The sequence below is a fragment of the Psychromonas sp. SR45-3 genome (genome assembly GCF_014163575.1).
GTDB classification, from domain to species: Bacteria; Pseudomonadota; Gammaproteobacteria; order Enterobacterales; family Psychromonadaceae; genus Psychromonas; species Psychromonas arctica.
The window spans coordinates 17,159-39,674 of the sequence record NZ_JACJDP010000036.1 but is presented as its reverse complement, the minus strand read 5'-3'; the positions used below and the strand labels follow the sequence as shown (position 1 = coordinate 39,674).

Sequence of the window (22,516 nt, the reverse complement as noted above, 5' to 3'; positions counted from 1 at the left end):
CAATCAGGAGGATATACAATGAAAGAAATCGGTGATCATTTCAAAATACATTATTCATTAGTAAGCCGTATTATATCGGCTGATAAAAAGTAAGGTAATCGGTAATGCAAAATGAAAGACCTGACACTCAGCTTGTGTGTGTGCGCTGTTGGTGATGCCAATTTACTTTCTGGAAATATCTCTTCATAGAGCGTAATGGAACGTCTCCCAATAGGCAAACTTGCACGTAATAATTGTTTATCGACACATTTAACAGGAGACCAATCAATGATGATGGGGAGCTAGTTTCTGTAAAAAATGGCGGGCAACAAATGCATATATTTTACTTCGCTCTCTTTGTAGGTGAGAATTACTAATAACCGACAAACACGTTTGATATTATGTTTGGTCGCAACATGCTTGTTTCGCATTTTACGGCCTAATCCAGTTAACGTTAAAGTTGCCCTATCATTAAGCGCATCGATGCAATCGAGCAATGCTACCTTTCTTCTTTTATCTTCAATAACATTGAATTGAGACATTATGAAAAAGGTATGTAAAATAGTAGACGGTTTCATGATGATTAGCTTTTTTGTTAGTTGTGGTGACCAACATAATCGCTAATTTTCATGAAACCTACAAACAAAAAACCATTACTATTTGAAATTATTAACATAGTTATGGAGGGCCGTCAGGACCTGACCCCGAATCTTCTTGTTAATAGTCCATCAATAAAACCAGCTTAAAAGAGAAGAAAACTACATCACTGTCATTTAAAAGTAGATCAATTATCAATTTCAAATAAAATAGTTTAGACTGAAACATTCAACATTAACAATGCACTGCATGGATTTTTTAATATAAAACGATCAGTAATATCCCTTCGTTTTTTTAAACTTTTGTCTATAGCATAGCGTTTAAAATAAAGTGTTAGTTCATCACAATGTATATCAATAAGTTCAGTTTTAAGGCTTTCCTAAAAGTACTAATTTGAAGCAAATTATTGAATTTCGAGAGATTACTACATAGTAATCTCTCGACATTACTGAATCTATTGTCTGGATATTCATATCATGCGAATGATGCTTTATACATTCTAAATGTAGGTAATTATAATGAAAAAATTTACACAAAGTCGCCGAAACTTCCTAAAAACAATGGTCATTGCTGGCGTGAGCGTTTCATTTGCATCACTTACTAGAGCCGCTTCTGGTAGAGAGCAAAACTATTTATACAAACCTACTCAACCATGGGCGGAAGGTAATCAAGCCAAGCATCGCGTAGATGCGATTCAAAAAGTAACGGGGCAAAAAGTTTTTGCTCGTGATTTTAGATCAAAAGACTTTACACACTGGCCTGATAACCAATGGCATGGTTACATCGTTTGTGCGACGCAAGCAGATCATATATTCAAAGGTATCAATTTAAGTTTCTTAGAAAAACCACCAACAAAAGTCATATTGTCGGAAGATTTAATAGAAAATAATATCTATTTGCCTGAGTTTCATGGTGAAGATATGTTACTACCGAAAGGTAAAACGGCTCATTTCATCGGTCATCCAGTCGCTATTTTATTATTTGACCAATTTGATGATTTTAACGCTGCAAAATCACGTTTAGACTTTAATCCTAACCTAGTTGAGTACGGTGATAAAACTCCCCTTTATGAACGTAACCCTTATGCGGCGTGGCGAGTTATTAGAATTGCAGGGGATAAAACAGAAGGTGTCGATACCTTTTCGCCCTTCAAAGATGGATTATTTTTCCCTGCTTATCAATTAAGACAACCTAAATGGCCGACAACCAAAAATGTGAATGGAAGTTTGAGTGAAAGAGGTATGTTTTATGCTGATAAAATAATCCAAGATATGTCCAACCCAGATTTACATGTTGTTGATAGACATTACCAAACGCAAATTGTTGACCCTGTAATGCTAGAACCTGAAGCTGCCAATATTTGGTACGATGATAAAGAAAAAACGCTTCATGGGGCGGTCACCTGTCAAGATCCAACAGATTTTACTGAAATGGCCGTGCATATGGTTAAAGCTTCTAACCAAGGTAAAGAAACTAAAAACTTAGTGCTTTATTCTGGATTTGTAGGTGGGGGGTTTGGCGCAAAAGATCATTCAGTATTTCCTTTCTATGCGTTAGCCGCGAGTTTATTTTCAGATGGCAATCCTATCCGTATTGCAAATGACCGATACCAGCAATTTCAATCAGGCTTAAAACGTCATCCATTTAAGATTCATAACCAATTAGCTATCAATAAAAAAACATTGAAGATTGAATCGTTAACATCTAAATCTGAAGTTGATGGTGGTGGCCGAGAGAATTTTTCAGCAAGTGTTGCCTCTGCTGGTATGTCAGCTATGCAAGGTATCTTCAATATTCCTAAAAGTGATTTACAAGCGACTGCTTTCCAATCTCGTAACGTAGCCTCTGGTTCAATGCGGGGTTATGGGTCCGTTCAATGTATGCCTGTGATTGACTTGATGATTACTCAAGCAGCAGCTGAACTAGACGTGGACCCATTTGAAATTCGCCGAAAAAATCTATTAAAAACTAATGACCTTAATACGCAAGGTGCCAAAATTGACGGTGAACTCCGATACTTAGAAATATTAGATAAAGCGGAAAAACACCCTGTTTGGCAACAAAGATTTACGAATAAAAAAAGCTATGAAGCAATCAACCCTGATAAATTGTTTGGCGTAGGTTATTCCTTATTATCAAAAAACTATGGCACTGGTAATGTTGGGCCTAATTCGGCGGTTAATATTACTGCTGACGGTGAAATAATTCTTGAAATAGAATACATGGAAATGGGTTCTGGTGCTCAAACAAGCCAAGGATTATTGACCCATGATTTTTTTGGGCAAGCTGCCGGTGAAGTGAAAATAGCCGTCACCGAAACATGGAAAGCATTACAACTGTATGAAACTGATAACCCATATATTATCAGTCAAGAAAAACAAGATGAAATGTCTAAAGATCCTCTATGGACACCAGTGAAGCATATGGCAAGTAGTGCTTCAGACTCAGCAACATTCCAAACAGAAGCGACTAAAGGGGCTTGTAATATAGTTTATCTTTACGGCATTTTGCCTGCCGCACGTTTACTGTGGAAATTAAAAACGAACGCTGACTTAAGCAACGCTAAATGGCGTGATGGCAAGTTAACATTTGAAGACAATAAACCATTATCACTTGCTATATTAGCTAAAAAAGCACACGACCAAGGTCTTATTACTGGCTCTGTTGCTCATACCGTTAATCGCTGGTCTTGGACTGAAGCTGAATTTGAGATTGAGGGTGATAAACGCATTCACTCATTAGACGCAGTAGCTGTTCGTTACGGCGATGGCGCAACAGCCTCTAAAAAACAATCCATGGATAACCTCGGATATCATTTAATTAAACGTAATTGGGTTAAATACCCAAGTACCAGCTATAACAATGCCATGGTGACCTATTACGCACCTTGTGATTGCCTCATCGAATTAGCAATCAGTAAACATACTGGCAAGGTTGAAATATTAAGTAGTCACAGTGTACTTGATGCAGGACCGGTTATTTCTCAACCTATCGTTGAAGGTCAAATACAAGGAGGGCTAGTCATGGGGTTAGGACATGTGTTACATGAATATTTACCTTCATTTGAAGAAGGTGCTGGTAACGGCACATGGAACCTTAATCGTTACCACGTGCCGATGGCGAGAGATGTAAACGTTTGGACAATGACCTCTGAAATTCTCCCTACATCAGATAAAACAGCACGCCCTAAAGGCATTGCAGAAGTTGTTATGATGCCTGTTATTTCAGCAGTCCAAGATGCTATTTTTCATGCGACAAGACAACGCTTCGATCAAACGCCAATTACCGCAGAACAAATTAAAAAGAGATTAAACGGATGAATTATAACGAAATAGAATTTACCTTAAATGGAAAAAAAGTTGGCCCAACAAAAGTACCTGAAGGTACGATGATGATTGCCTTTTTACATGAATATTTAAATTTAACCGGCACTAAGTTTGGTTGTGGTGCAGGTATTTGTCATGCCTGTGTTATTTTAGAAAAAACGATGACAGGCCATAACACTCATAGAACTTGTATTACTGGTGTTGCTGCATTTAATGGTATGGAATTAACTACCGTTGAAGGTCATGCACGGATTGATGTTAAAACACAAGAAATGACATTACACCCTGTTCAACAGGCATTCATTGAGAACTTTTCATTTCAATGTGGTTGGTGCACATCTGGGTTTGTTAATGAAGCTGTTGGTTATTACGAAGAATTAAAGAAAACCCCTATCGCAAAAGAACAACTTCGAGAGTCTATTGAAGCATCATTAGGGGAACATGTCTGTCGTTGCACCGGTTATGTGAAATATTATGAGGCAATGGAAACATTAATTCTTTCGCAACCTGAACTCATTAAGTAGGTGATTATGAAAAAAATTATCAGTTTTAGTTTTATTACCATACTCGCAGCTCCACTACTGTTTATCTATTACGGGAGTGGGCTGCATGTTGAGGTTCCTGCAGAAAAAGAATCTACGTTGACATTAGAGCAGAAAATAACACGCGGTAAAGCTGTTGCTTATGAAGGTGACTGTCTCGCTTGCCACACCACAGAAGGTGGTGCAGATTATATTGGGGGATTAGAATTCGAGACACCTTTTGGCCCATTGTATTCAACAAATATAACGCAGGATAAACAATATGGTATCGGGAATTATAGCCGTGAAGATTTTTATCATGCCGTAAAATATGGTTATTCTAAAAACAGCGGTAACTTGTATCCAGCGATGCCTTACACATCTTATCGAAAATTAAGTGATGAAGACATGGATGCATTATGGGCTTATATGAAAACTATCAACGGCATTCCTGTGAAAAACATAGATAATAATATTATTTTTCCAGCAAATATTCGTTTTACATTAGGCGCATGGAATCAAGTGTTTTTTGACGATACAGATTTTAAACCGGACACCAGTAAAAGTGAGCAATGGAATGAAGGTAAATATCTAGTAGAGGCAGCAGGTCACTGTGGTGAGTGCCATACGCCAAGAAATTTAGCATATGCAATGAAAACAGAGCAAGCACTAGAAGGCCAAGTACTTGAAGGTTGGAATGCAGTTTCTATCACACCAGAAGCACTAAAGAAAAATGGTTGGACGTTAAGCTCTTTAACCGACTTTTTTGAAACAGGTAATTCAGATCAAGGTGCAACGTTCGGTGGTATGAAATTGGTTATTCAAGAAAGCTTAAGCCATTTAACGCCAGCACAACGTTTAGCTATGTCTGTATACCTATTGGATATGAAACCAGGTGAGATAGATGCTTCACTTACACCACCTAGGGTTTATTTATCTGCACAACAAAAGTCAGACAAAGGATATAACACTTATGCAGCGTATTGTTCAGGTTGCCATGGGGCTGATGGTTTAGGAAAACCCAATGCAGTAGTCGCATTGAATAACAATTCCATCTTCAAAGATGATTCTGCTTTTAATGCTATTGCAGTGGTCCTTCGAGGTCTTCCAAAACAGCAAGAAAGTTTAGTAAAAGGGTCTGTTGCGATGACTTCTTTTACGGATAGTATTTCAGATCAGGATGTTGCTAACTTAGTTAATTTTGCAAATACAACATGGGGTAATAAAACCAGCTCTGAGATTACCGCATCAGAAGTTAAAGAGGTGAGAGAGCAATTGAATGAAGATGGTTATTTAAATCATATGGGAGTAAAAGTTCATAATTAACCCCATTATTAAACCAACCTAATACTCTTCCCCTCTATTGTACAAGGGGAAGACGTTCCTAAAATATAAGGTCAAATTTTTCATTTTTTATTTGTTAATTATTTAAGCTAGACTTGTATTCTTCACTCTTAATTTATAGGGGTATTGATGAGTCGTTCATTACGTTTAGAATTTTTCGTTTAAGCAAAGACGGCGCCAATTAAACGGCGTTTTTACGCAATCTATCAATAGAAAGTGAATACCCAGTGGCGGATGTATTGCCTTGATCATACTGTTCATTATAAAGATGAGAAGTTAAGGAGTAGTTTATTTAAGCCAGGTCAAAGCCCTTTAGCCTCAATAATACAGCCTAATTAGCTTCATCTACGTTTTTACAACTCAATTTAATCAATCATTTATTGAAAAGTGAATAATCTATTTGAATCTCAAGTAAATGTGAATTAATGTGATTTTTATTTTAAATAATCAGGCTGAAAATGAGAAATTCTACAGCCTCGTTAGGCATGTATCAAATATGACGATTATCTACGAATTTTCAGATGAGCATATAAAGCAAGTTCATCAATTATATAAAGAAGTATGGTGGGCTAAAGATCGCTCGCTAGAAGATACAATAGATTGTGTAAAAGGCTCTCAGATTTGTATTGGAATACTCGACGATGACAGCCACTTAATTGGCTTCGCTCGCATTCTTAGTGACTTTATTTACAAGGCAATTATCTTTGATGTGATTGTAAGTAATAGTCGTCGTGGCAATGGGGTAGGACAAAAAATGATGAGTCTTATCAAAAACCATGAAAAGTTAAAAAAGGTAAAGCATTTCGAGTTATATTGCTTGCCTGAAATGGAATCGTTCTATTCGAGTTTTGATTTTTCGACTGATGTCGGTGGCATTAAATTAATGCGTTGTGCAAATGCATGACAAGTTGCTTAAACAAAAAATAATCGTTGTCGTTTGCTTCGTGAATATAACCAACCATTATTTTCCGCTTAGCAATGTGTCAGGTATTTGATCTAATTTCATGTTAATAGCTTAATAAGGTTAAATTTTAAAGGTGTATTTTGGGAAATAAAAACTATCGACATGAGTTAGAATTTTTATTAATTAAAGAGTTTGTGCCATCAGGTTATCAAATAACACAGAAGGTAACGCTAGATCCGACCTCTGAAAGCGCCAAATATGAAGGGTTAAACTTCCATCTGAATGGTCGAAGTATTGTTTATCGCAAGGGCAAGGTTACTTCAGATAGACCAGGTGCTTTTTTGGCTGTTTGGCAACGCCCTTCAGAGGATTTAAATAACAATAAACCTATACCATTAACATCTGATGATCTCGATTATTTATTTATACAAGTAGAGAGCCATTCGAATATTGTGGAAGGGCTTGAACATAGCACTAAATATGGCATGTTTATCTTCCCTGTTTCTCTCTTGGTTGAAAAAGGGATTTTAGCTTCGGTAAAAAGTAAAGGAAAAACTGGCTTTAGAGTATTTCCTCCGTGGAGCGAAGATAGAGGGGGGGGTGGTACTCAGCTGTTTTCTGAATCAGGCAAGAAAACCCAACGCTGGCAAATTCCATTTTTTGTAGATATTGATGAAAATGGTTTAATAAACCCCTGTGAATTGAAAAAGCTGCTTCAAATATAAAGTACGTCACTCACACCTAACAATTGCTTCAGGTTGTTTCTCTTTATATCGTTTTTTTTGGGGGCGGGGAGCTAGGAATGAGAGTCAGATTTTTCCTTTGAAAATTAATGTTAATCTCTGTGGTTTTGAGGCGATAGTTCTTCACGATATGTTGTTACTTACTCCTGTCTTTATTAACCTAGCCTTAACCTATTCCTCTGTAAGCTCGACCTAATTTGAGTTATAAAATGTTTAAAGTGAAATTTTTGTGGTTCATAAATAAAGTGAAGTTAAATAGATATCTAATGTAATTTTTTAAAAAAGGAAAGATTTTTAATGTCATTATTACAAAAACCGAAAAAATGGGCTGCTCTTGCACTCGTTGCCAGTGTTGCTTGCATATCAGTCGTTGTTTGGTGCATGTTTAGTGTAAAAGGTGGAACGATGGGGTTTAGGGATGCCGCAGGATTAACAAGAATGACTGTTCAGGTAAGTGCCGGTATCGCTATTTTTTCGACAGTAATTTTGATCTTTTCATTGATTCGTAGAGAGCTGATTTCGAGCTTAATGAGTGGGATTGCGGCACTAATGCTTTCTGCGCTCGTTTTTGTAGCTGTAACTAGTCAACCCTCTGAATATGACTCGCCTGCAGGGCCTGCACTTAATGATATTTCTACGGATACTTTAGATCCGCCTCAGTTTGATGCGGTTGCAGGATTTAGACCTAGTGATAGCAATACTTTGGTTTATCCTGGTGAATCGGCTGTGGCAAGGCAAGCAGTCGCATTTCCTGATATTACACCTATCCAATCAGAACTTAGTCGCCAAGCTGCTTTTGAACGTAGTCTTAAAATAGTTGCCGATTCAGGGTGGGAACTAATTGCAGAAGATGATGTTAGCGGAGTTATTGAAGCCGTTGCCACAACCGATTTTTTTGGCTTTAAAGACGATATTGTTATTCGAGTTCGCGATACTGGCAACAGTAGTATTATAGATATTAGATCTCACTCTCGAGTAGGTCGTGGTGATCGGGGACAAAATGCCAAACGAATTCGTCAGTTTATTGAGGATTTTTAATGCTAGTTATTGTTAAGTGAATCAATTAGCTATATGAGTAGCTAAATAAGTAGCAATACAACCAACAGTAGATATATGCATTTTTAATCGAGGAAGGTTACTAAACCTTGCAGATTAGAATACATCACTTCAGCGTTGTATACTTTACCCTCAGGCTTAATGTATTTGGTTAAATGCTGGCTGTATGAATAAAAAAGGTGAATCATTGCTGATCCACCTTTTTTAATGCTAGAGGCGTTAGCCCTGCTTAGTGAAAACTCCCCAAATTACTGAACTATTGCAATAGCTGCAAGGACTACAAGTTTTAATTACATGCGGTAAGTTAAGTTTAAACCGACAGTACGGCTTTGGCCTACTGATGCACGGTAACCACCGTTAATTAAATACACTACGTCTTCATCTGTTAAGTTAGTGATGTAACCACTGATTAATAGATCACCGACAGTATAATCAACACTTGTACCTATGATTGCATAATTACCAGCTTTGTAATCTTCAGTATTATCAAGGTCAGAGTAGTATTCACTGACGTAGGTCACATCGGCACCTAGTGTTAGGTTTTCGCCAATGTATTGCGTTAATCCTAATGATGCATTTAGCTCTGGGGCATTTGATAATTCATTACCTGCAAAGCTGTCATCTGAATCAACTTTAGTTTTTAATAAACCAATTGACGGACGTACTTCTAAGCTGTCAGTTAACCAGTGAGATAATTCAACTTCTAACCCCATTGTATGTGCTTCACCTACGTTAGTGATTTTGTAATCAGAAATACCTTGGTAGTCTGTGTAGTCATTATAGAAAATGGCTGTGTTGATGGTGGTGCTGTTATTTAATGCTGTTTTAGCGCTTAGTTCATAGGCATTGACCGTTTCACTTTCATAAGTATAAACCTCAGAAGCACCTGCGTAGTTATAGTAACCAAGCCCACCCGAGTTATAACCTTGACGAACTGAAACTCCAAACGTTGTATCTTCATTTGGGCTGTAAGTTAAAGCAAGTTTAGGTAATACAAACACATCTTCAATATCATCATCAATATCATCATCAATATCATTAGTCACATAAGTCGCAGTAAATAATCTGTCTTGTTTTTCGTATTGAACTCGTGCACCAGTTGTCAGTGTGAATTGATCGTTAATGTAATAATTCATTTCACCGAACAGACCTAAGCGTGTTTCGTCTGTTTGACCTTCTGTAGAAAAGCTTTCACTTGAAACTGTATTCTCCCGATCGGCAGCCATCACACCTACAAACCCATCGACTTTAGAATTGCTTGGTGTGAAAGTTAATTGGCTCTCTATTTTGCTCGTTTTATCTTTAAAGTTATAAGTTTGTTCGGTTGGGTATTGGTCAAAAATATTTGTCTGACTATTAAATGACAGTAGGGTGCTACTCTCTATTTGATTACTAAACTTATATTTAATTTCCGAAGAAATATTGTAAACTTTAGAATCTTGAATACGTGTGTTGTAACTGTAGTTGCGGCCAAGGCCTTCATTATAATTAGTACCTAAGGTGAAGCTTTCATCTTCATGCCCTGAACCATCGTCCCAGTTTGCCCAGTTCAAATAGTTGCCGTCTGCTTTGCGGTAATTAGCTGTCAATTTGATTGATAGATCTTCATTAAAGGCTGGTTTCCACAATAATTTACCACGGAAGTTTAGGTTTCTTGAATCTTCAGGATCGACTGGCACGGTATCAGTATCGCCATCGTAGGTAATATAGCTTTGTCCATCGGTACCGTCGAATGCGAATCGATAGGCTAATTGTTCATTGATTGGGCCCGATGCCATTAATGCAACGTTTTTCATCACATTACCGTTTTTGTAAAGTTCAGCACCACCACGGATCGCATACTCTGGCGCAAAAGTAGGGTCGTTGGTTTTAACTGAAACGGCACCACCAATAGAGTTTTCACCCTGTGTTGTTGATTGTGGGCCACGCATTACTTCTACTTGTTGTACATCCCACACTCCTGAACCACTAAAGTTATAACCAGTAAATGCATCGGAAACACCATCGACATTTGTATCAACACGTTGACGAGCACCACTTCGAATCGCGTAGAATCCGGTTGCCGCTCCACTACCATTAACACCACGAATATTAACACTACCAAATCCTGAGGTGACCACATTGGGGGCTTTGATGATCACATCATTCACCGTTTTGGCCCCCGTTTTATCAATATCTTCACCTTCAATTAGGGTTATTGCTGTGGTGGTCTCCTTGATATTTCTATCCATTTTTTCCCCTGTCACAATGATCATTTCTGTCTGTGAAGGTTCTTCTGCCATGACTTGACCGGTTAACGCGATCATAATGCCTGCATATACTTTGCAATGCTTCATATTTACTAGTTCCATTATTAAGTTGTTTTTATATTAATTGGTAATGATATTTATTATCATTAATGTTAATGTAATTACTGTTAAGATCACAGCACAATAAGTTATGCAAAACGGCTATTCAGTTATGGAAAAAAATTTTATGAAGTTTAAAGGGAAGTTAAAGCAGACTTTACCTAAAGGTACTTTTATTCGAACAATTGGAGATTTAAAGCAAAAAACTATCATATCTGACAGTCACTCTAATACCAATACAACAGATAAAAACAAGCAAAGCTTAGCGTTAATAGAAGGCGACCTGATATCTTATCAAGTGAATAATAACTTTATACTACATGGGGGAAAGACTAAGGAATTAGTCGATTTTCAAGTACTGGCTACTGCCAAAAAATCGCTTTGTATCACCATATTGTTAGCAGGTAAATTAGACTTTGGTTATGATGATTTAAACTTTTTTTATGATGCAACACAGCAACAACGTGGCGTGGTGGTTAGTCTCACAAAACCTGTGAGTTTTCGTCGAACGTTATATAAAGATAATCAAGTCGCTAAACTTAACATCATATTACTGCACCAATGGATTGAACATCGTATTCGCTGTGATGATAATTTTAGTCATTTTATTAGCCAACATTTAGCTAATTTTGAACTGCAATTAACAACTGAGATACTTTATTTAACGACTAATATTATTGAATCCAGTACACCAAGTACGGCCATCGAGCAAATACACCTTGAATCTTTAACGCAGCAGTTATTGCTTAAGGTGCTCATGCAACTAAATGATGCCGCGAGTGTTATAAAGCAGCTTGAGAACACCAGTTTAATCAATGAATCAAAAGGATACGATCCTGTATTAGATAAGTTAGTGTCTTATATCGAAGCTAATTTATACATGGATTTATCTGTTAGTGACCTAGCAAAGTTTTCGGCAATGAGTATTTCTAGCTTGCAACATAAATTTAAAAGTTCACTGGGTATCAGTGTGTTAGGTTATATTCGTCGTCGGCGTTTAAATATTGCCAAACAGCAACTTGAGGCGGGTTTAATGTCAATCTCTGAAGCCGCTTATAATGCTGGGTATCGCCATCCTTCTAATTTTACCAGTGCATTTAAAAAAGCGTTTGGTATTCCACCACAGGATCTCATTGTTAAAACAGATCATGCGTAGATGCTTTAAATGATTACTTATTACATTTTTTAGCAACACTTGTGTCAAATTTCAAAAGGTTATTAATGAACAACGCATTACCATTAGACAGTTTATTAACGTATTTTAATCTCTCAAATAAAGGCATTGCTTCTTCTCGATGGTGGAATGACTTATCTAAAAGTGAAGCTCCTTTTATCAAAGTACAACAGGGTAGACGGTGTCTCGTGTTATTTATATGGCAGGATCCTGAAGGCGATAAGCACTCTTCAACAACCAGCTCGGTTATCTTAAATGTTAACGGATTGACCAACCACAATACGTGGCAGCCTAGTTGTTTAAACCGATATAACGATAGCGACCTATGGTTTGCTTGTTTGGACATTAATGACAGATGGCGTGGCAGTTATTCTTTTATACCGATTCAAGCGAACCAATCACCCAAACGTGTTAAACAAGAAGACGAAAGTCGAGATGCACAACGTCGCTGGTGGTTAAAAGTGGTTAAACGGCAAGTGCTGGACTCATTAAATCGAGCTCCTTCTGTTGCCTCTGGTTGGGGGCTGAGTTCACCATTACATTTACCGAATGCATCACGTGAGTTAGGTTGGCAAGAATGGGATCAAGGTAAGCTTACTAATTTACCTATTGCGGAAAATGTTAATGTTACATGGTTTGCTGAACAACTGGATAATCAACGTCAATGTACGGTTTTTTCTACGGCGACGGGCAAAGCGCCTTTAGTTATTTTATTGGATGGAGAAAAATGGGGGGCAGATTCTGGGATGCTATCTGTGCTGCAATACTTAACTAATATTAACAAACTAACACCCGCTCATTACCTGTTAATTCCTTCTATTGATAGTAAAACAAGGTGGCAGGAACTGAGTTGTTCTCAACTATTTTGGCAAGCGGTTACGGAACAGTTGTTACCTCAAGTTACAGATAGGCTTTTACAATCGGAAAAATCAATCACAGAGGTCATTGTGGCAGGACAAAGTTTAGGTGGATTATCAGCTGTCTTCGCTGGGATATATTTTCCGACGTACTTTACTAGGGTTATTTTATTATCTGGTTCGTTTTGGTGGCCGGAGATTGAAAGAATGCAAGATCCAGATGCTTATAAATCAGCGCATCCAGAATGGAACAAAATAGTACCCAAAAACAGCTTAGCTGATCGGGTATCAAATAATGAGGTGAGTGTTGCTGGTTTATATATTTATCAAACCGTAGGCAATGCTGAAAAACAATTAAGCGTTTATAACGATTTGCATTATGAAATTTTCAAGCAACATGGTGCGAATATTACGTATGAAAAAGTGGATGGTGGCCACGATTGGTTATCATGGCGATCTTCTTTGATAAACGGTTTAATCTCGCTTTTACCCAGTCAGGTTTAGCCTGTTTAGTTTTAGATTAGTGTGGATTTAATTTAAGCTTCATTTCGTTAATTGGTGACTGTTGAGGCTCTGCCTCGGGGTATAATTAACGGCGTATGCGAAATAGGATCAGGTAAAATTAAACAGGACAAACCAAATACTGCTTCAATAAGTGTTTCGGTGATGATGTCATTCGGTGAACCGGTGGCAATTATTTCACCTGATTTTATCATGATCAAATGGTCCGCATAACGACAAGCATGATTAAGGTCGTGCAACACAGCAACTAATGTATGGCCTTGAATCCGGTTAAGATCTTGAAATAGATCCATCAGTTCAATTTGGTGTGCAATATCTAAATAAGTAGTGGGTTCGTCCAATAACAATAATGATGTTTCTTGTGCTAATGCCATCGCAACCCAGACCCGTTGACGTTGGCCGCCAGATAACTGGTCGACATTGAGCTGCGCAAAATCCATTACGCCTGTCGCTTGCATGGCTAATTCCACGGCTGTTTGATCCGCTTCAGACCAAGGTTGAAACCATTTTTGATGCGGGAATCGGCCACGTGAAACTAAATCGATGACCTTAATGCCGTCAGGGGCAATGGCAGATTGTGGTAACAAACCCAATTTTTTAGCCACTTCTCGTGTCGATTGACTGTGTATGTTCTCGCCATTTAATAAAATCTCACCTGATTTAGGCACCAGCAAACGACTTAATGAGCGTAATAGGGTCGATTTACCACAGCCGTTTGGTCCGACTATAACCGTGAATTTACCGTGAGGAATATCCACTGAGAGGTCTTTGGCAATCACATTGTGTTCGTAGGCTAGGGTTACTGATTTTGTTTCAAGTGCTGCTTGATCAGTCATTGTTTCTGATGTGCTGATACAACGTGCCTTAAATGATGATTGTGTCATTATTTACCTTCTCGAATAATCAAATAAACTAGATAAAGGCCACCTAAGCTAATGGTGACAAGTCCTACGGGCAAGCTCGTGTTTTGCCAACTATGTTGAGCAATGAAATCAGCACTGGTGAGCAGCAATGCACCCACTAGTGCAGAGCCAAACAGGGTAATATGGCGTTGTGGATGCAGCCGACGTGCTATTTGTGGGGCAGCCAATGAAATAAAAGAGATTGGGCCGGTGATGGCCGTCGTCACTGCGGTTAGCGACACGCCAACTAACATTAATACCAAGCGTGTCTTATTGACTGAAATACCTAATGCTGCTGCGGTGTCATCGCCCATTTCTAATAATTTCATACGGGTGTTTAATAGCATTGAGAGACCGATTAACACCAATATTAATAGGGTCGCTGGCATGATGCGTGACCAAGTCATGCCATTTAATGATCCCGCACTCCATAAAGCGGCGGTCATTGCGGTTTCTAATGAAACGGTCAGTGACAACCATTGATTAAACGCGGTTAAAGTAGCACTAATTGCAATACCAACAATAATCAGCCTGAAGCCTGAATGCCCATCACGATAAGCAAACAGATAAACTAAAACCGCCGCACCTAAACCACCGATTAATGCACCAATAACGCTGTACCAATACAGGTTACCAAATAGGGCAATAGCAATCAGTACACCTGTGAAAGCACCGACATTAAAGCCTGTAATATCTGGGCTACCAAGTGGATTTCTGACCAATGACTGGAAAACGGCACCACTAATTCCTAGTGTGGCACCAATGATGAGGGCCGCGAATAACCTTGATGCTCGCCATTGCCATACAACAATCGATTGATATTTGTCTGCTTCACCGATGATTAACTGCCAAATACCTTCTAGGTTGTTGGCAATGCCATCACTAATGCCATGACCAATAAACAGGGTAAAAAAGATTAAGGCTAACGCTAAAGTAAACACAAAAGCTGGGCCTAAAATGGCCCGTTTAGGGGTACGTAAAGAATGGCTGCTATTGGCGATCATAAACTACTCGCTCCCTTTCGACGTACCAGATAAATAAGAATAGGTGCGCCGATAAAAGCCGTGACAATAGAGACTCTTAATTCACCAACCACTAGAACTCGGCCGATAATGTCTGCAATAAGTAATAAACAAGGTGTGAGAATAAAACTGAATGGAATGATCCATCGTTGATCAGGGCCAACCATCCAACGGGCAATATGAGGCATCATTAAGCTAACAAACCCTATTGGGCCTGCGGCGGCGGTTGCTGCTCCGCATAATAAGGTAATGGTAATTAAACCCACTATTTGCACACGAATAGGATTACTGCCCAGCGAAGCCGCTAATGCATCCCCTAAACCAAACGCGTTTAATGCGGGTGTAATACTTAAGGCTAATAAACAACCGGCAATAACAACAGGTGCGATATATAAAGGAACTGACAGAGTGCGAATATCCAAACTACCTACTGTCCAAAATCGTATTTGGTCAAAGGCTAGAGGATTAAATAGAATTAATGCAGAACTAAGGCCTGCAAATACCGCCCCTAATGCGATACCCGCTAGGGTTAATTTAAGCGGGTCAGCTTTACCTGCACTGAGACTACCAATAGCAAATATCAATAAGCTCGCTACTAATGAACCTAGCGCGGCATAAATGAAAAAGTCACTAAACTGGGTAGCGCCTAAAAATACCACTGCAATGGCGACTGCCAAGCTAGCGCCTAAATTGATGCCGAGTATGCCTGGGTCTGCCAATGGGTTTCGTGTGATTGCTTGTATTAAGGCGCCTGAAGTACCTAAGGCCATGCCCACAAATAAGCCATTTAATGTTCTTGGTAAACGACCTTCAAAGATAATTGAACTGGTTAATCCGGGTTGGTCGGAAAATAAAACATGATAAATATCAGTGATCGATAATGATTTTGCACCAATACATAGGCTGGCGACCATGATTAGACCCAGCGATATTATACAAAGCATCAACCATTGAAAACGACTTGATTTGAAACATTGATAGCGACTTGTTGAACCGTTAAGCGTCTGACCATTAGTCATTGTTACTGTCACCAAATAACGCCTGTAATCGTGTTAGCAGATTCGTTGCACTGTAATAATCGAGTCTAAAAGTATCGTTGCCAACGGCATACACTTGGTTATTTTGAACTGCTTTATTGTTCTGTAAGAAACTATTATTGAGTACTAGTTTCTCTGACGTTTGTTCAGTAGCAAATAATAGAATGGATTGACCGGTCACTGCATCTGGGAATCGCTCACCTTTAGCGATAATAATGTCATCGCGAACGCCCATACTAATATCGCCTTTAATTGAATCTGGGATGGTGGCAAGCGTAAAGCCTAACTCTTCTAGTAAACGCCCTTGAGCTGATTGGCTTGTCCAAATGCTGGCGCCACTGCCATCAGGGTTATAAACCATCGCAGTAGTGGGTTGTGCAGGTAATGTGATGCTTTGTTTGGTTTGTATAGCTTGTTGTTGGAATGAATCAATGACTGATTTCGCTTGTGCTTCTAACCCAAACAGGTCACCAAATATTTGTGCCAATTGCAGCCAGCTTTTATCATCGTAACGAATGACCAGAGTAGGGGCGATATCTTTGAGTTGATCATACAAACGCATTGCCGAGTCAGCGCCAGTGGTTGAAATGATAATAATATCGGGTTTTTCTTTAATAATAGCTTCGGCATTAGGCTCACTTTGATACAAGGCTTTTACACCACGTTGCTCTGCAATACTGTCCCACTGACGCATAAAGCCTTTTTCTGAGGCGACGTTGGTATTGGGCATGGTGGCGCCAGAGGCGACTAAGGGGGCATCTATTGCCAGTAATGTGCCAGATAAAGTTACACTGGTAGACACGATACGTTGCGGTGGTTTATCGAGTGTTAATAGGCCCTGTGAAGTCATGATGCTTCTTGGCCAACCTGCAGGGTTTTTTTCAACTTGATCCAGTATTAATGCTGAATTGGTTTTTGGTGCTTCACCACAACTTGCTAATACAAGTCCGATAAGCAGTATTAAGGAAGGGCGGACAAGTAATTGAATCATGCGTAACACCTTGAATAAAATAATATGATTATATCGTTAAATTCATTTATTTAATACAAATGATAACTATTAGTGTTAATGGATTTTAAAATTATTTATTAAGGTAGTCGCTTGGTAAGGCTGAACTGTCAAATAGACTAACATTCTGCATTCTGCACTATTATCAAGAAGCGAATAAATAACACTTTAAATAGATCGTTAGAAAAAGATGGGTTGTGTTTTTTACAGATAACGCATGACGTCTGGTCTATCGTTGCACGATAAAGAAGCAATATGATTTGATATATGTTGGATTTAATAATTTAAGGTGTTATTAATTATAGAGGGATTAAAACTGAAATTTTAAAAATAGAAAAGAGGGGCTGGTACTGATTTTCTTATTTAAACTTGAAGAATTACTAAGACTAAAAAATGGTGCTCGCTACTGGACTTGAACCAGTGACCTACGCCATGTCATGGCGGCACTCTACCAACTGAGTTAAGCGAGCTTATATAGAAGCTGTTGAAAGCGAAGTGATTTTGCGACATCTTGGCACTGCTGTCAATGAAACTTTAGCAACTTTAGTTTGTTTGATGTTTTTTTGTGCACTGCGCTTGTTGTTCGCCTGTTTTAACGGCAATTAAGGTTATTTAGTGGCCTCTTTTTTAGTGCGTTCAATAAGTTTTGGGATTTCTGCAATGAGCTGTCTGTAAATACTGGTGACTTTTTTATAGAAAATGGCGGTTAATAATGTCCCTGCTATGAAAGACAGTAAGATTAATAGTAACATTATCGATAACCCACGTTGCTGATAATGTTGAATTAAACTTAAAATACGTTCTTGTTCCAAAGCTATACGGATATAGCCTATCTTAGTGCCATCGGCATAAAGCTCTGCGATGTAGGGGATAACACCCTCTGCTTGATCACTTTGCTTACCACCAATTTTGAGTAATACAGGTAAAGGGATTGATGCTTTAGATTGGTAAAGTATTTGCCCCAGTTTATCGTAGATAATGGCATCTCTAACAATCGGATCTTCACTGAGATCATCAATCAGTAGTTGTAAACTTTCTTGGTTTTTTTGTGATAAATAGCGAGATGCTTCAGCGGCGGCTAAATTGGTTAATGAATAAGAAAATTTCTCTGTTTGCTGGAAACGGACTTCATTCGATTCATTTTGTAGGGCAATAAATTGATAAGCAATCACTGCAAATAGTGCAAACATAGTTACGACCTGTAACGTACGTTTTATCCAGAAAAGCTTGTTAACCATACTTTTAAACCCTTTGTTATCGTATCTACGCTTGCATTATAAATTAGCAATCGCTATCTTGTGAGCAATATTTTTACGGCAATTAACCTATAGGCATATTACAGTGGAAACGATTAAAACACTTCAAGTACCTACTCACTCTATCTCATTTTTGCAATGGAAAGTAGATTTGCAATCTTCAGTTGAAGCGAGACAACCATTATTTTTAATTAATGATACGCCAGAAAATGCATTTTATGCTCGGGCAGAATTAGTGTTAATGGGAAAAAATCTCAACACTCGTGTTTTAATTGCTTTAAAAACAATACTAATTAATGAAGCTGTTTCACAGGTTGTATTATCTAATTTAGGAGAGGTCGAAGGGGTTAATTTTATACGCCTAACTCTTAATACGCTACCAAGTGTTGTAAACGATGCTGTTAGCGCGTTTGCACTTGAACATGAGTGTGACGTTGCCTTAGTTGAACAGTTACCTAATTTTGCAGTACCTGGTCTAGTGTTGATGGATATGGATTCGACAACGATACAGATTGAATGTATTGATGAGATTGCTCGTTTATATGGTGTTGGTGATCAAGTTTCAGCTGTTACTGCTGCGGCAATGCGAGGTGAGTTAGATTTTAATGAAAGTTTACGTACCCGTGTCGGCAAGTTAGCAGGAGCACCTGAGTCGGTGATTAAAGAAGTTGCCGATAATATGCCACTCATGCCAGGTTTAGTGGCATTAATTGCTGGCTTAAAAGCGGCGAATTGGAAAGTTGCGATTGCTTCTGGTGGATTTACTTACTTCGCTAATCGATTAAAAGCGGATCATGGTTTTGATGCGGCTTATGCGAATACCTTAGAGATTGTTGATGAAACGCTAACAGGCCAAGTAACGGGTGAAATTGTAAATGCTGATGTTAAAGCGCGTACACTAAAAGAGTTAGCGGCAACGTTTGAGATTCCTATGAATCAGACGGTTGCTATTGGAGATGGTGCTAATGATTTAGTAATGATGGCGGCCTCTGCAATGGGAATTGCTATACATGCTAAGCCTATTGTGCAAGAGAAAGCTGCAGTTGCACTTAATCACTTAGATTTGGAAGGAGCGTTGTGTTTACTTATTGCTTCGTTACCTTTACAAGCTAAGTAATAGTAATAGTAATTACGTTAAACAGCTGAACATTCTTGTTGGTTAAAATACATCACTTTTGTGTTAGACATTTTGCAAAGAGAACAACCATTTGAGGCGATTTCTGCCTTAAATTAATGTGTTTTTCCTTGCCAATAATTGACCATACACTAAATTAAGTTGGCATAAGCAATAAGTAAACCTTTTATTAGTTGCAAGATTAAATAAGCGGAGCAAACTGTTTGTATGCACCGCCTAGCTTGATTAATAAAAGTGAGCTTATGCCTGCATTGACGAGCTATTTCTTTGAACTGCAATCTTTAACAGGTAATTTTTCTATAGACAACTATAAACAGCGACAGTTAATGACCAACAGTAAATTATCACTAACAAACAATGATTAACAAAATACAACTATCAACAACAAACCTTAATCGCCCAGTACTTGCTTAGTTCTGTCTGTCACTTGAATCAAGGCATTAATTTTCAGTATTTCTTCTTCAATACGCTGGCCAAGATGTTTTGCATAGCAGGATAGAATATTTATTTCTGAGCTAATTACCGCTAAATCAGGTGCTTTAATGGAAGTTAGTCGGTAATGCAATATTTGTAGTTGCTTCAGTTCTTTATTTTCTAAAATAAACTTTCTTTTAACCTCTTTAGATTTAAAGTCTTCATCTAAGTAGCTATTGATTTCCCAATTTTTATTCGCAACTAATATCTTTTGAACATAAATAGTACACTCAAAATTAAGCGAATTTTCAAGTGTTGACACTGTTCTTAATGGAGTATGTAAAATACGTTCTAATAACCTTTTATTAGATAAGGCTAGGTGATTATTGTTACCTATAGCTTCACTATTAATATTAAATAATTGCTTGAGTGCCTTAGACGTGTCAGCAATAGAAGATAGTCCAATTTTTGCTTTTAAATTTTGTGTTGATACATAGAAAAAGGCGGGATGTAGTGCACTTTCTGCCGCTTCTTGTAAACGTGACGTTACTGGTTGTTTATTCGCCTTAAGTGGAATGACTTGAAAGTGTGTTGGGTTATTGTTAATTAAAATTGAAAAGAATTGGTGCATAGTTAAATAACTATCACGGGTAGCAACTTGCAAGTGAAAGGTATTATTTGGGCCAGAAAAAATCACACGGTATTCAATGTTAGAAAGAATGAATTGTTTAGATAGCTTTTGTAGCTCGATAAAATCAATTTTAATTAAACTACGTCTTGCCAACGATTCTTTAGCATCCAATTGTATTTTTAAACCAGACATTGAAAAATCAACTATTTTTCCTGTACAAATTTCCTTGCCCGCTGTTAATTTGATTACACTGTTAAAGTTATAACGTTCTTCTTTCCGTAATTCATCAGGAAACAGATCATAGACAGGAACAAAGCCTGGTTGTTTTTCTCGGTGCACAAAGATATTTAATAAGTTGAGGTCTCTTTTTTCATCGCTACGATGATCTATTTCAATGATTTCATTGGTAGCTATTTCAGTTAAAGTTGCAAGATGCGTAATATCATCAAATATTGATGGTTTTATATCTGTTAACCCGTGTATTTTTTGGGCTTCATATTCATAGTTTTGCAACGTTAGATGGTAGCAGCGCCAATTAGATTTAGTTCGTCCATATTCAAGAAATAAATGTTTTAAATTTTCATTTTTTAATTCTTCTTCCGTTGCTGATAAGAAAAATTCTTCACCTTTACTAATATACGTAAAACAATATACCGTTGTTGAAAGTTTTGGCTGCGCCATGCTCAACATTGTCGCTAAACGCTTTCGGGAGAATAAATAAGACAATTGGTCTGTATTGTTAGAATGCCAATCATTTAAAATTCCTCCATTAGCCAGGTTTCTTAGTGAAAATATTAACGGAGAATTCTGAGCTGCATTAAGATAAATAGGTAAACTACTTAAGTACATTAATGTACTGGTTCTAATGAGTTTTTCACGCGCTAGGCGGAAGTGATAATGTACATCTAATTTATATTTATATTGATTATTACGAATAAATAATTTGATGAAATTAACAAAATCTGGCTTGTCGTCCTCCAAGTTTAAGTACAGATAAAATCCAGTTTTCTCTTGTTGTTGTTTGACTAAACGATAAGTTAACTTTTGTCCTGTGATGGCTTTATCTTTGTAGTCATTACCTAAAGCGATAAAATTAACCTTAATAAATTGATCATCAAGGTAGTTCGACTTTTCTGATAACTTAACTTTTAGGCCAGAAATTGAGATGTTTGAGGTGCTTGCTTGATGTTCAGATCCATCTTCAAGTGTGACCATTATTTTTGATACAAAAAACATACGAGCCGCAAATCGTTTATTGTGATTGTCTAGTTGAATATTTTCAGTAATATTAGAGTCAGCTACCGCTGATGTTTTGGCCCCAGGGGTTGTCGATTTTTCTTGTTTTACTTTTTGAACATGCTCTAACACTTGCTCATAAGCACCAATGGTATAGTCACCATATAACTTAATTGCCGCTGTTAATTCTTTATCTGCAGAAGGGGTGAGATAATGCATTATATCTTGGTGCGTGAATTGTTGCGTATAATCAGTTACCTTTTCACGCAGGTCAATAATTCGAGAGCAAGGTTTAGCAAGTCGGCTTAATTCCATCTTGATCAGAAACTTATCGCTAGTACTTTCACCAAAGAAAATTTTATCCAGCATAGTACTAAAATCCGCTTTATTTCGAAGCGGAATTAATGTCCTGATTTGCGATTGATAAGCCTTAAAATCCATAAATGCACTATCTCTTTTTACATAGTTTTTGTTATTAAAAAGTTATTCTAGGTCGATACCTT

Annotated in this window: 16 protein-coding genes and 1 tRNA gene; 9 read left to right on the top strand and 8 right to left on the bottom strand. The window is 37.8% G+C overall.

What is annotated here, in order from left to right; translation table 11 throughout:
- Positions 1-1,094: 1,094 nt before the first annotated feature.
- The 6 genes from H5084_RS15625 (at position 1,095) to H5084_RS15600 (ending at position 8,452) form a co-directional block, all read left to right on the top strand.
- Entirely contained in the window at positions 1,095-3,896 is a 2,802-nt protein-coding gene (locus H5084_RS15625) for a xanthine dehydrogenase family protein molybdopterin-binding subunit (RefSeq protein ID WP_182691362.1), read from the top strand.
- A complete protein-coding gene (locus H5084_RS15620) occupies positions 3,893-4,426 on the top strand; it encodes a (2Fe-2S)-binding protein (RefSeq protein WP_182691360.1) in 534 nt (177 codons plus the stop codon). Before H5084_RS15625 ends, H5084_RS15620 begins: the two co-directional genes overlap by 4 nt.
- Positions 4,427-4,432: 6 nt before the next feature.
- Positions 4,433-5,749 (top strand): cytochrome c, encoded by a 1,317-nt coding sequence (locus tag H5084_RS15615; protein ID WP_182691358.1) that lies wholly within the window; start codon positions 4,433-4,435, stop codon positions 5,747-5,749.
- A gap of 514 nt (positions 5,750-6,263) precedes the next feature.
- On the top strand, positions 6,264-6,671 hold the full coding sequence (locus H5084_RS15610) for a GNAT family N-acetyltransferase (RefSeq protein WP_182691356.1): 408 nt from the start codon (positions 6,264-6,266) through the stop codon (positions 6,669-6,671).
- Between the two features lie 140 nt (positions 6,672-6,811).
- Positions 6,812-7,396 (top strand): MepB family protein, encoded by a 585-nt coding sequence (locus H5084_RS15605; RefSeq protein ID WP_220485986.1) that lies wholly within the window; start codon positions 6,812-6,814, stop codon positions 7,394-7,396.
- 315 nt (positions 7,397-7,711) lie between these two features.
- Entirely contained in the window at positions 7,712-8,452 is a 741-nt protein-coding gene (locus H5084_RS15600; protein WP_182691354.1) for a DUF1499 domain-containing protein, read from the top strand.
- Between the two features lie 308 nt (positions 8,453-8,760).
- Here the strand turns inward: H5084_RS15600 and H5084_RS15595 are convergent, their stop codons facing one another.
- Positions 8,761-10,806, bottom strand: coding sequence for a TonB-dependent receptor (locus tag H5084_RS15595; protein WP_182691352.1), 2,046 nt, complete (start codon positions 10,804-10,806; stop codon positions 8,761-8,763).
- Positions 10,807-10,945: 139 nt separating this feature from the next.
- Here H5084_RS15595 and H5084_RS15590 point away from each other — a divergent pair, with 139 nt between their 5' ends.
- Together H5084_RS15590 and fes are read left to right on the top strand one after the other, a co-directional pair.
- Entirely contained in the window at positions 10,946-11,974 is a 1,029-nt protein-coding gene (locus H5084_RS15590; protein ID WP_182691350.1) for an AraC family transcriptional regulator, read from the top strand.
- Between the two features lie 65 nt (positions 11,975-12,039).
- Positions 12,040-13,353, top strand: a complete 1,314-nt coding sequence (gene fes / locus H5084_RS15585) for an enterochelin esterase (protein ID WP_182691348.1) — start codon at positions 12,040-12,042, stop codon at positions 13,351-13,353.
- Between the two features lie 47 nt (positions 13,354-13,400).
- On the opposite strand, the gene H5084_RS15580 is transcribed toward fes, so the two are convergent.
- The 6 genes from H5084_RS15580 to H5084_RS15555 form a co-directional block, all read right to left on the bottom strand.
- Complete coding sequence (locus tag H5084_RS15580; protein ID WP_259396849.1) at positions 13,401-14,255, bottom strand: ABC transporter ATP-binding protein; 855 nt, start codon at positions 14,253-14,255, stop codon at positions 13,401-13,403.
- Positions 14,255-15,277 (bottom strand): iron chelate uptake ABC transporter family permease subunit, encoded by a 1,023-nt coding sequence (locus H5084_RS15575; RefSeq protein ID WP_182691346.1) that lies wholly within the window; start codon positions 15,275-15,277, stop codon positions 14,255-14,257. The genes H5084_RS15580 and H5084_RS15575 overlap by 1 nt, the downstream gene beginning before the upstream one ends.
- A complete protein-coding gene (locus tag H5084_RS15570) occupies positions 15,274-16,314 on the bottom strand; it encodes a Fe(3+)-siderophore ABC transporter permease (protein ID WP_182691344.1) in 1,041 nt (346 codons plus the stop codon). The genes H5084_RS15575 and H5084_RS15570 overlap by 4 nt, the downstream gene beginning before the upstream one ends.
- The gene (gene fepB, locus H5084_RS15565; protein ID WP_182691342.1) at positions 16,307-17,323 is read right to left on the bottom strand and encodes a Fe2+-enterobactin ABC transporter substrate-binding protein; all 1,017 of its coding nucleotides are present in this window, start codon (positions 17,321-17,323) and stop codon (positions 16,307-16,309) included. The genes H5084_RS15570 and fepB overlap by 8 nt, the downstream gene beginning before the upstream one ends.
- A gap of 412 nt (positions 17,324-17,735) precedes the next feature.
- Positions 17,736-17,811, bottom strand: a tRNA-Val gene (locus H5084_RS15560).
- Positions 17,812-17,949: 138 nt separating this feature from the next.
- Positions 17,950-18,579 carry an AhpA/YtjB family protein gene (locus H5084_RS15555; RefSeq protein ID WP_028866945.1) on the bottom strand — a complete coding sequence of 210 codons (630 nt, stop codon included), beginning with the start codon at positions 18,577-18,579 and terminating at the stop codon, positions 17,950-17,952.
- Between the two features lie 103 nt (positions 18,580-18,682).
- Between H5084_RS15555 and serB the strand changes: the two genes are divergently transcribed.
- Positions 18,683-19,714: a phosphoserine phosphatase SerB gene (gene serB / locus H5084_RS15550; RefSeq protein ID WP_310735765.1), complete on the top strand. Its 1,032-nt coding sequence runs from the start codon at positions 18,683-18,685 to the stop codon at positions 19,712-19,714.
- Positions 19,715-20,123: 409 nt separating this feature from the next.
- Here the strand turns inward: serB and H5084_RS15545 are convergent, their stop codons facing one another.
- Entirely contained in the window at positions 20,124-22,382 is a 2,259-nt protein-coding gene (locus tag H5084_RS15545; RefSeq protein ID WP_182691341.1) for a PilZ domain-containing protein, read from the bottom strand.
- Positions 22,383-22,516 lie beyond the last annotated feature (134 nt).

Coding starts and splice junctions, on each gene's coding strand:
- H5084_RS15625 (WP_182691362.1), top strand. CDS start 1,095: ATGAAAAAATTTACACAAAGTCGCCGAAACTTCCTAAAAACAATGGTC.
- H5084_RS15620 (WP_182691360.1), top strand. CDS start 3,893: ATGAATTATAACGAAATAGAATTTACCTTAAATGGAAAAAAAGTTGGC.
- H5084_RS15615 (WP_182691358.1), top strand. CDS start 4,433: ATGAAAAAAATTATCAGTTTTAGTTTTATTACCATACTCGCAGCTCCA.
- H5084_RS15610 (WP_182691356.1), top strand. CDS start 6,264: ATGACGATTATCTACGAATTTTCAGATGAGCATATAAAGCAAGTTCAT.
- H5084_RS15600 (WP_182691354.1), top strand. CDS start 7,712: ATGTCATTATTACAAAAACCGAAAAAATGGGCTGCTCTTGCACTCGTT.
- H5084_RS15595 (WP_182691352.1), bottom strand. CDS start 10,806: ATGAAGCATTGCAAAGTATATGCAGGCATTATGATCGCGTTAACCGGT.
- H5084_RS15590 (WP_182691350.1), top strand. CDS start 10,946: ATGAAGTTTAAAGGGAAGTTAAAGCAGACTTTACCTAAAGGTACTTTT.
- fes (WP_182691348.1), top strand. CDS start 12,040: ATGAACAACGCATTACCATTAGACAGTTTATTAACGTATTTTAATCTC.
- H5084_RS15580 (WP_259396849.1), bottom strand. CDS start 14,255: ATGACACAATCATCATTTAAGGCACGTTGTATCAGCACATCAGAAACA.
- H5084_RS15575 (WP_182691346.1), bottom strand. CDS start 15,277: ATGATCGCCAATAGCAGCCATTCTTTACGTACCCCTAAACGGGCCATT.
- H5084_RS15570 (WP_182691344.1), bottom strand. CDS start 16,314: ATGACTAATGGTCAGACGCTTAACGGTTCAACAAGTCGCTATCAATGT.
- fepB (WP_182691342.1), bottom strand. CDS start 17,323: ATGATTCAATTACTTGTCCGCCCTTCCTTAATACTGCTTATCGGACTT.
- H5084_RS15555 (WP_028866945.1), bottom strand. CDS start 18,579: ATGGTTAACAAGCTTTTCTGGATAAAACGTACGTTACAGGTCGTAACT.
- H5084_RS15545 (WP_182691341.1), bottom strand. CDS start 22,382: ATGCTGGATAAAATTTTCTTTGGTGAAAGTACTAGCGATAAGTTTCTG.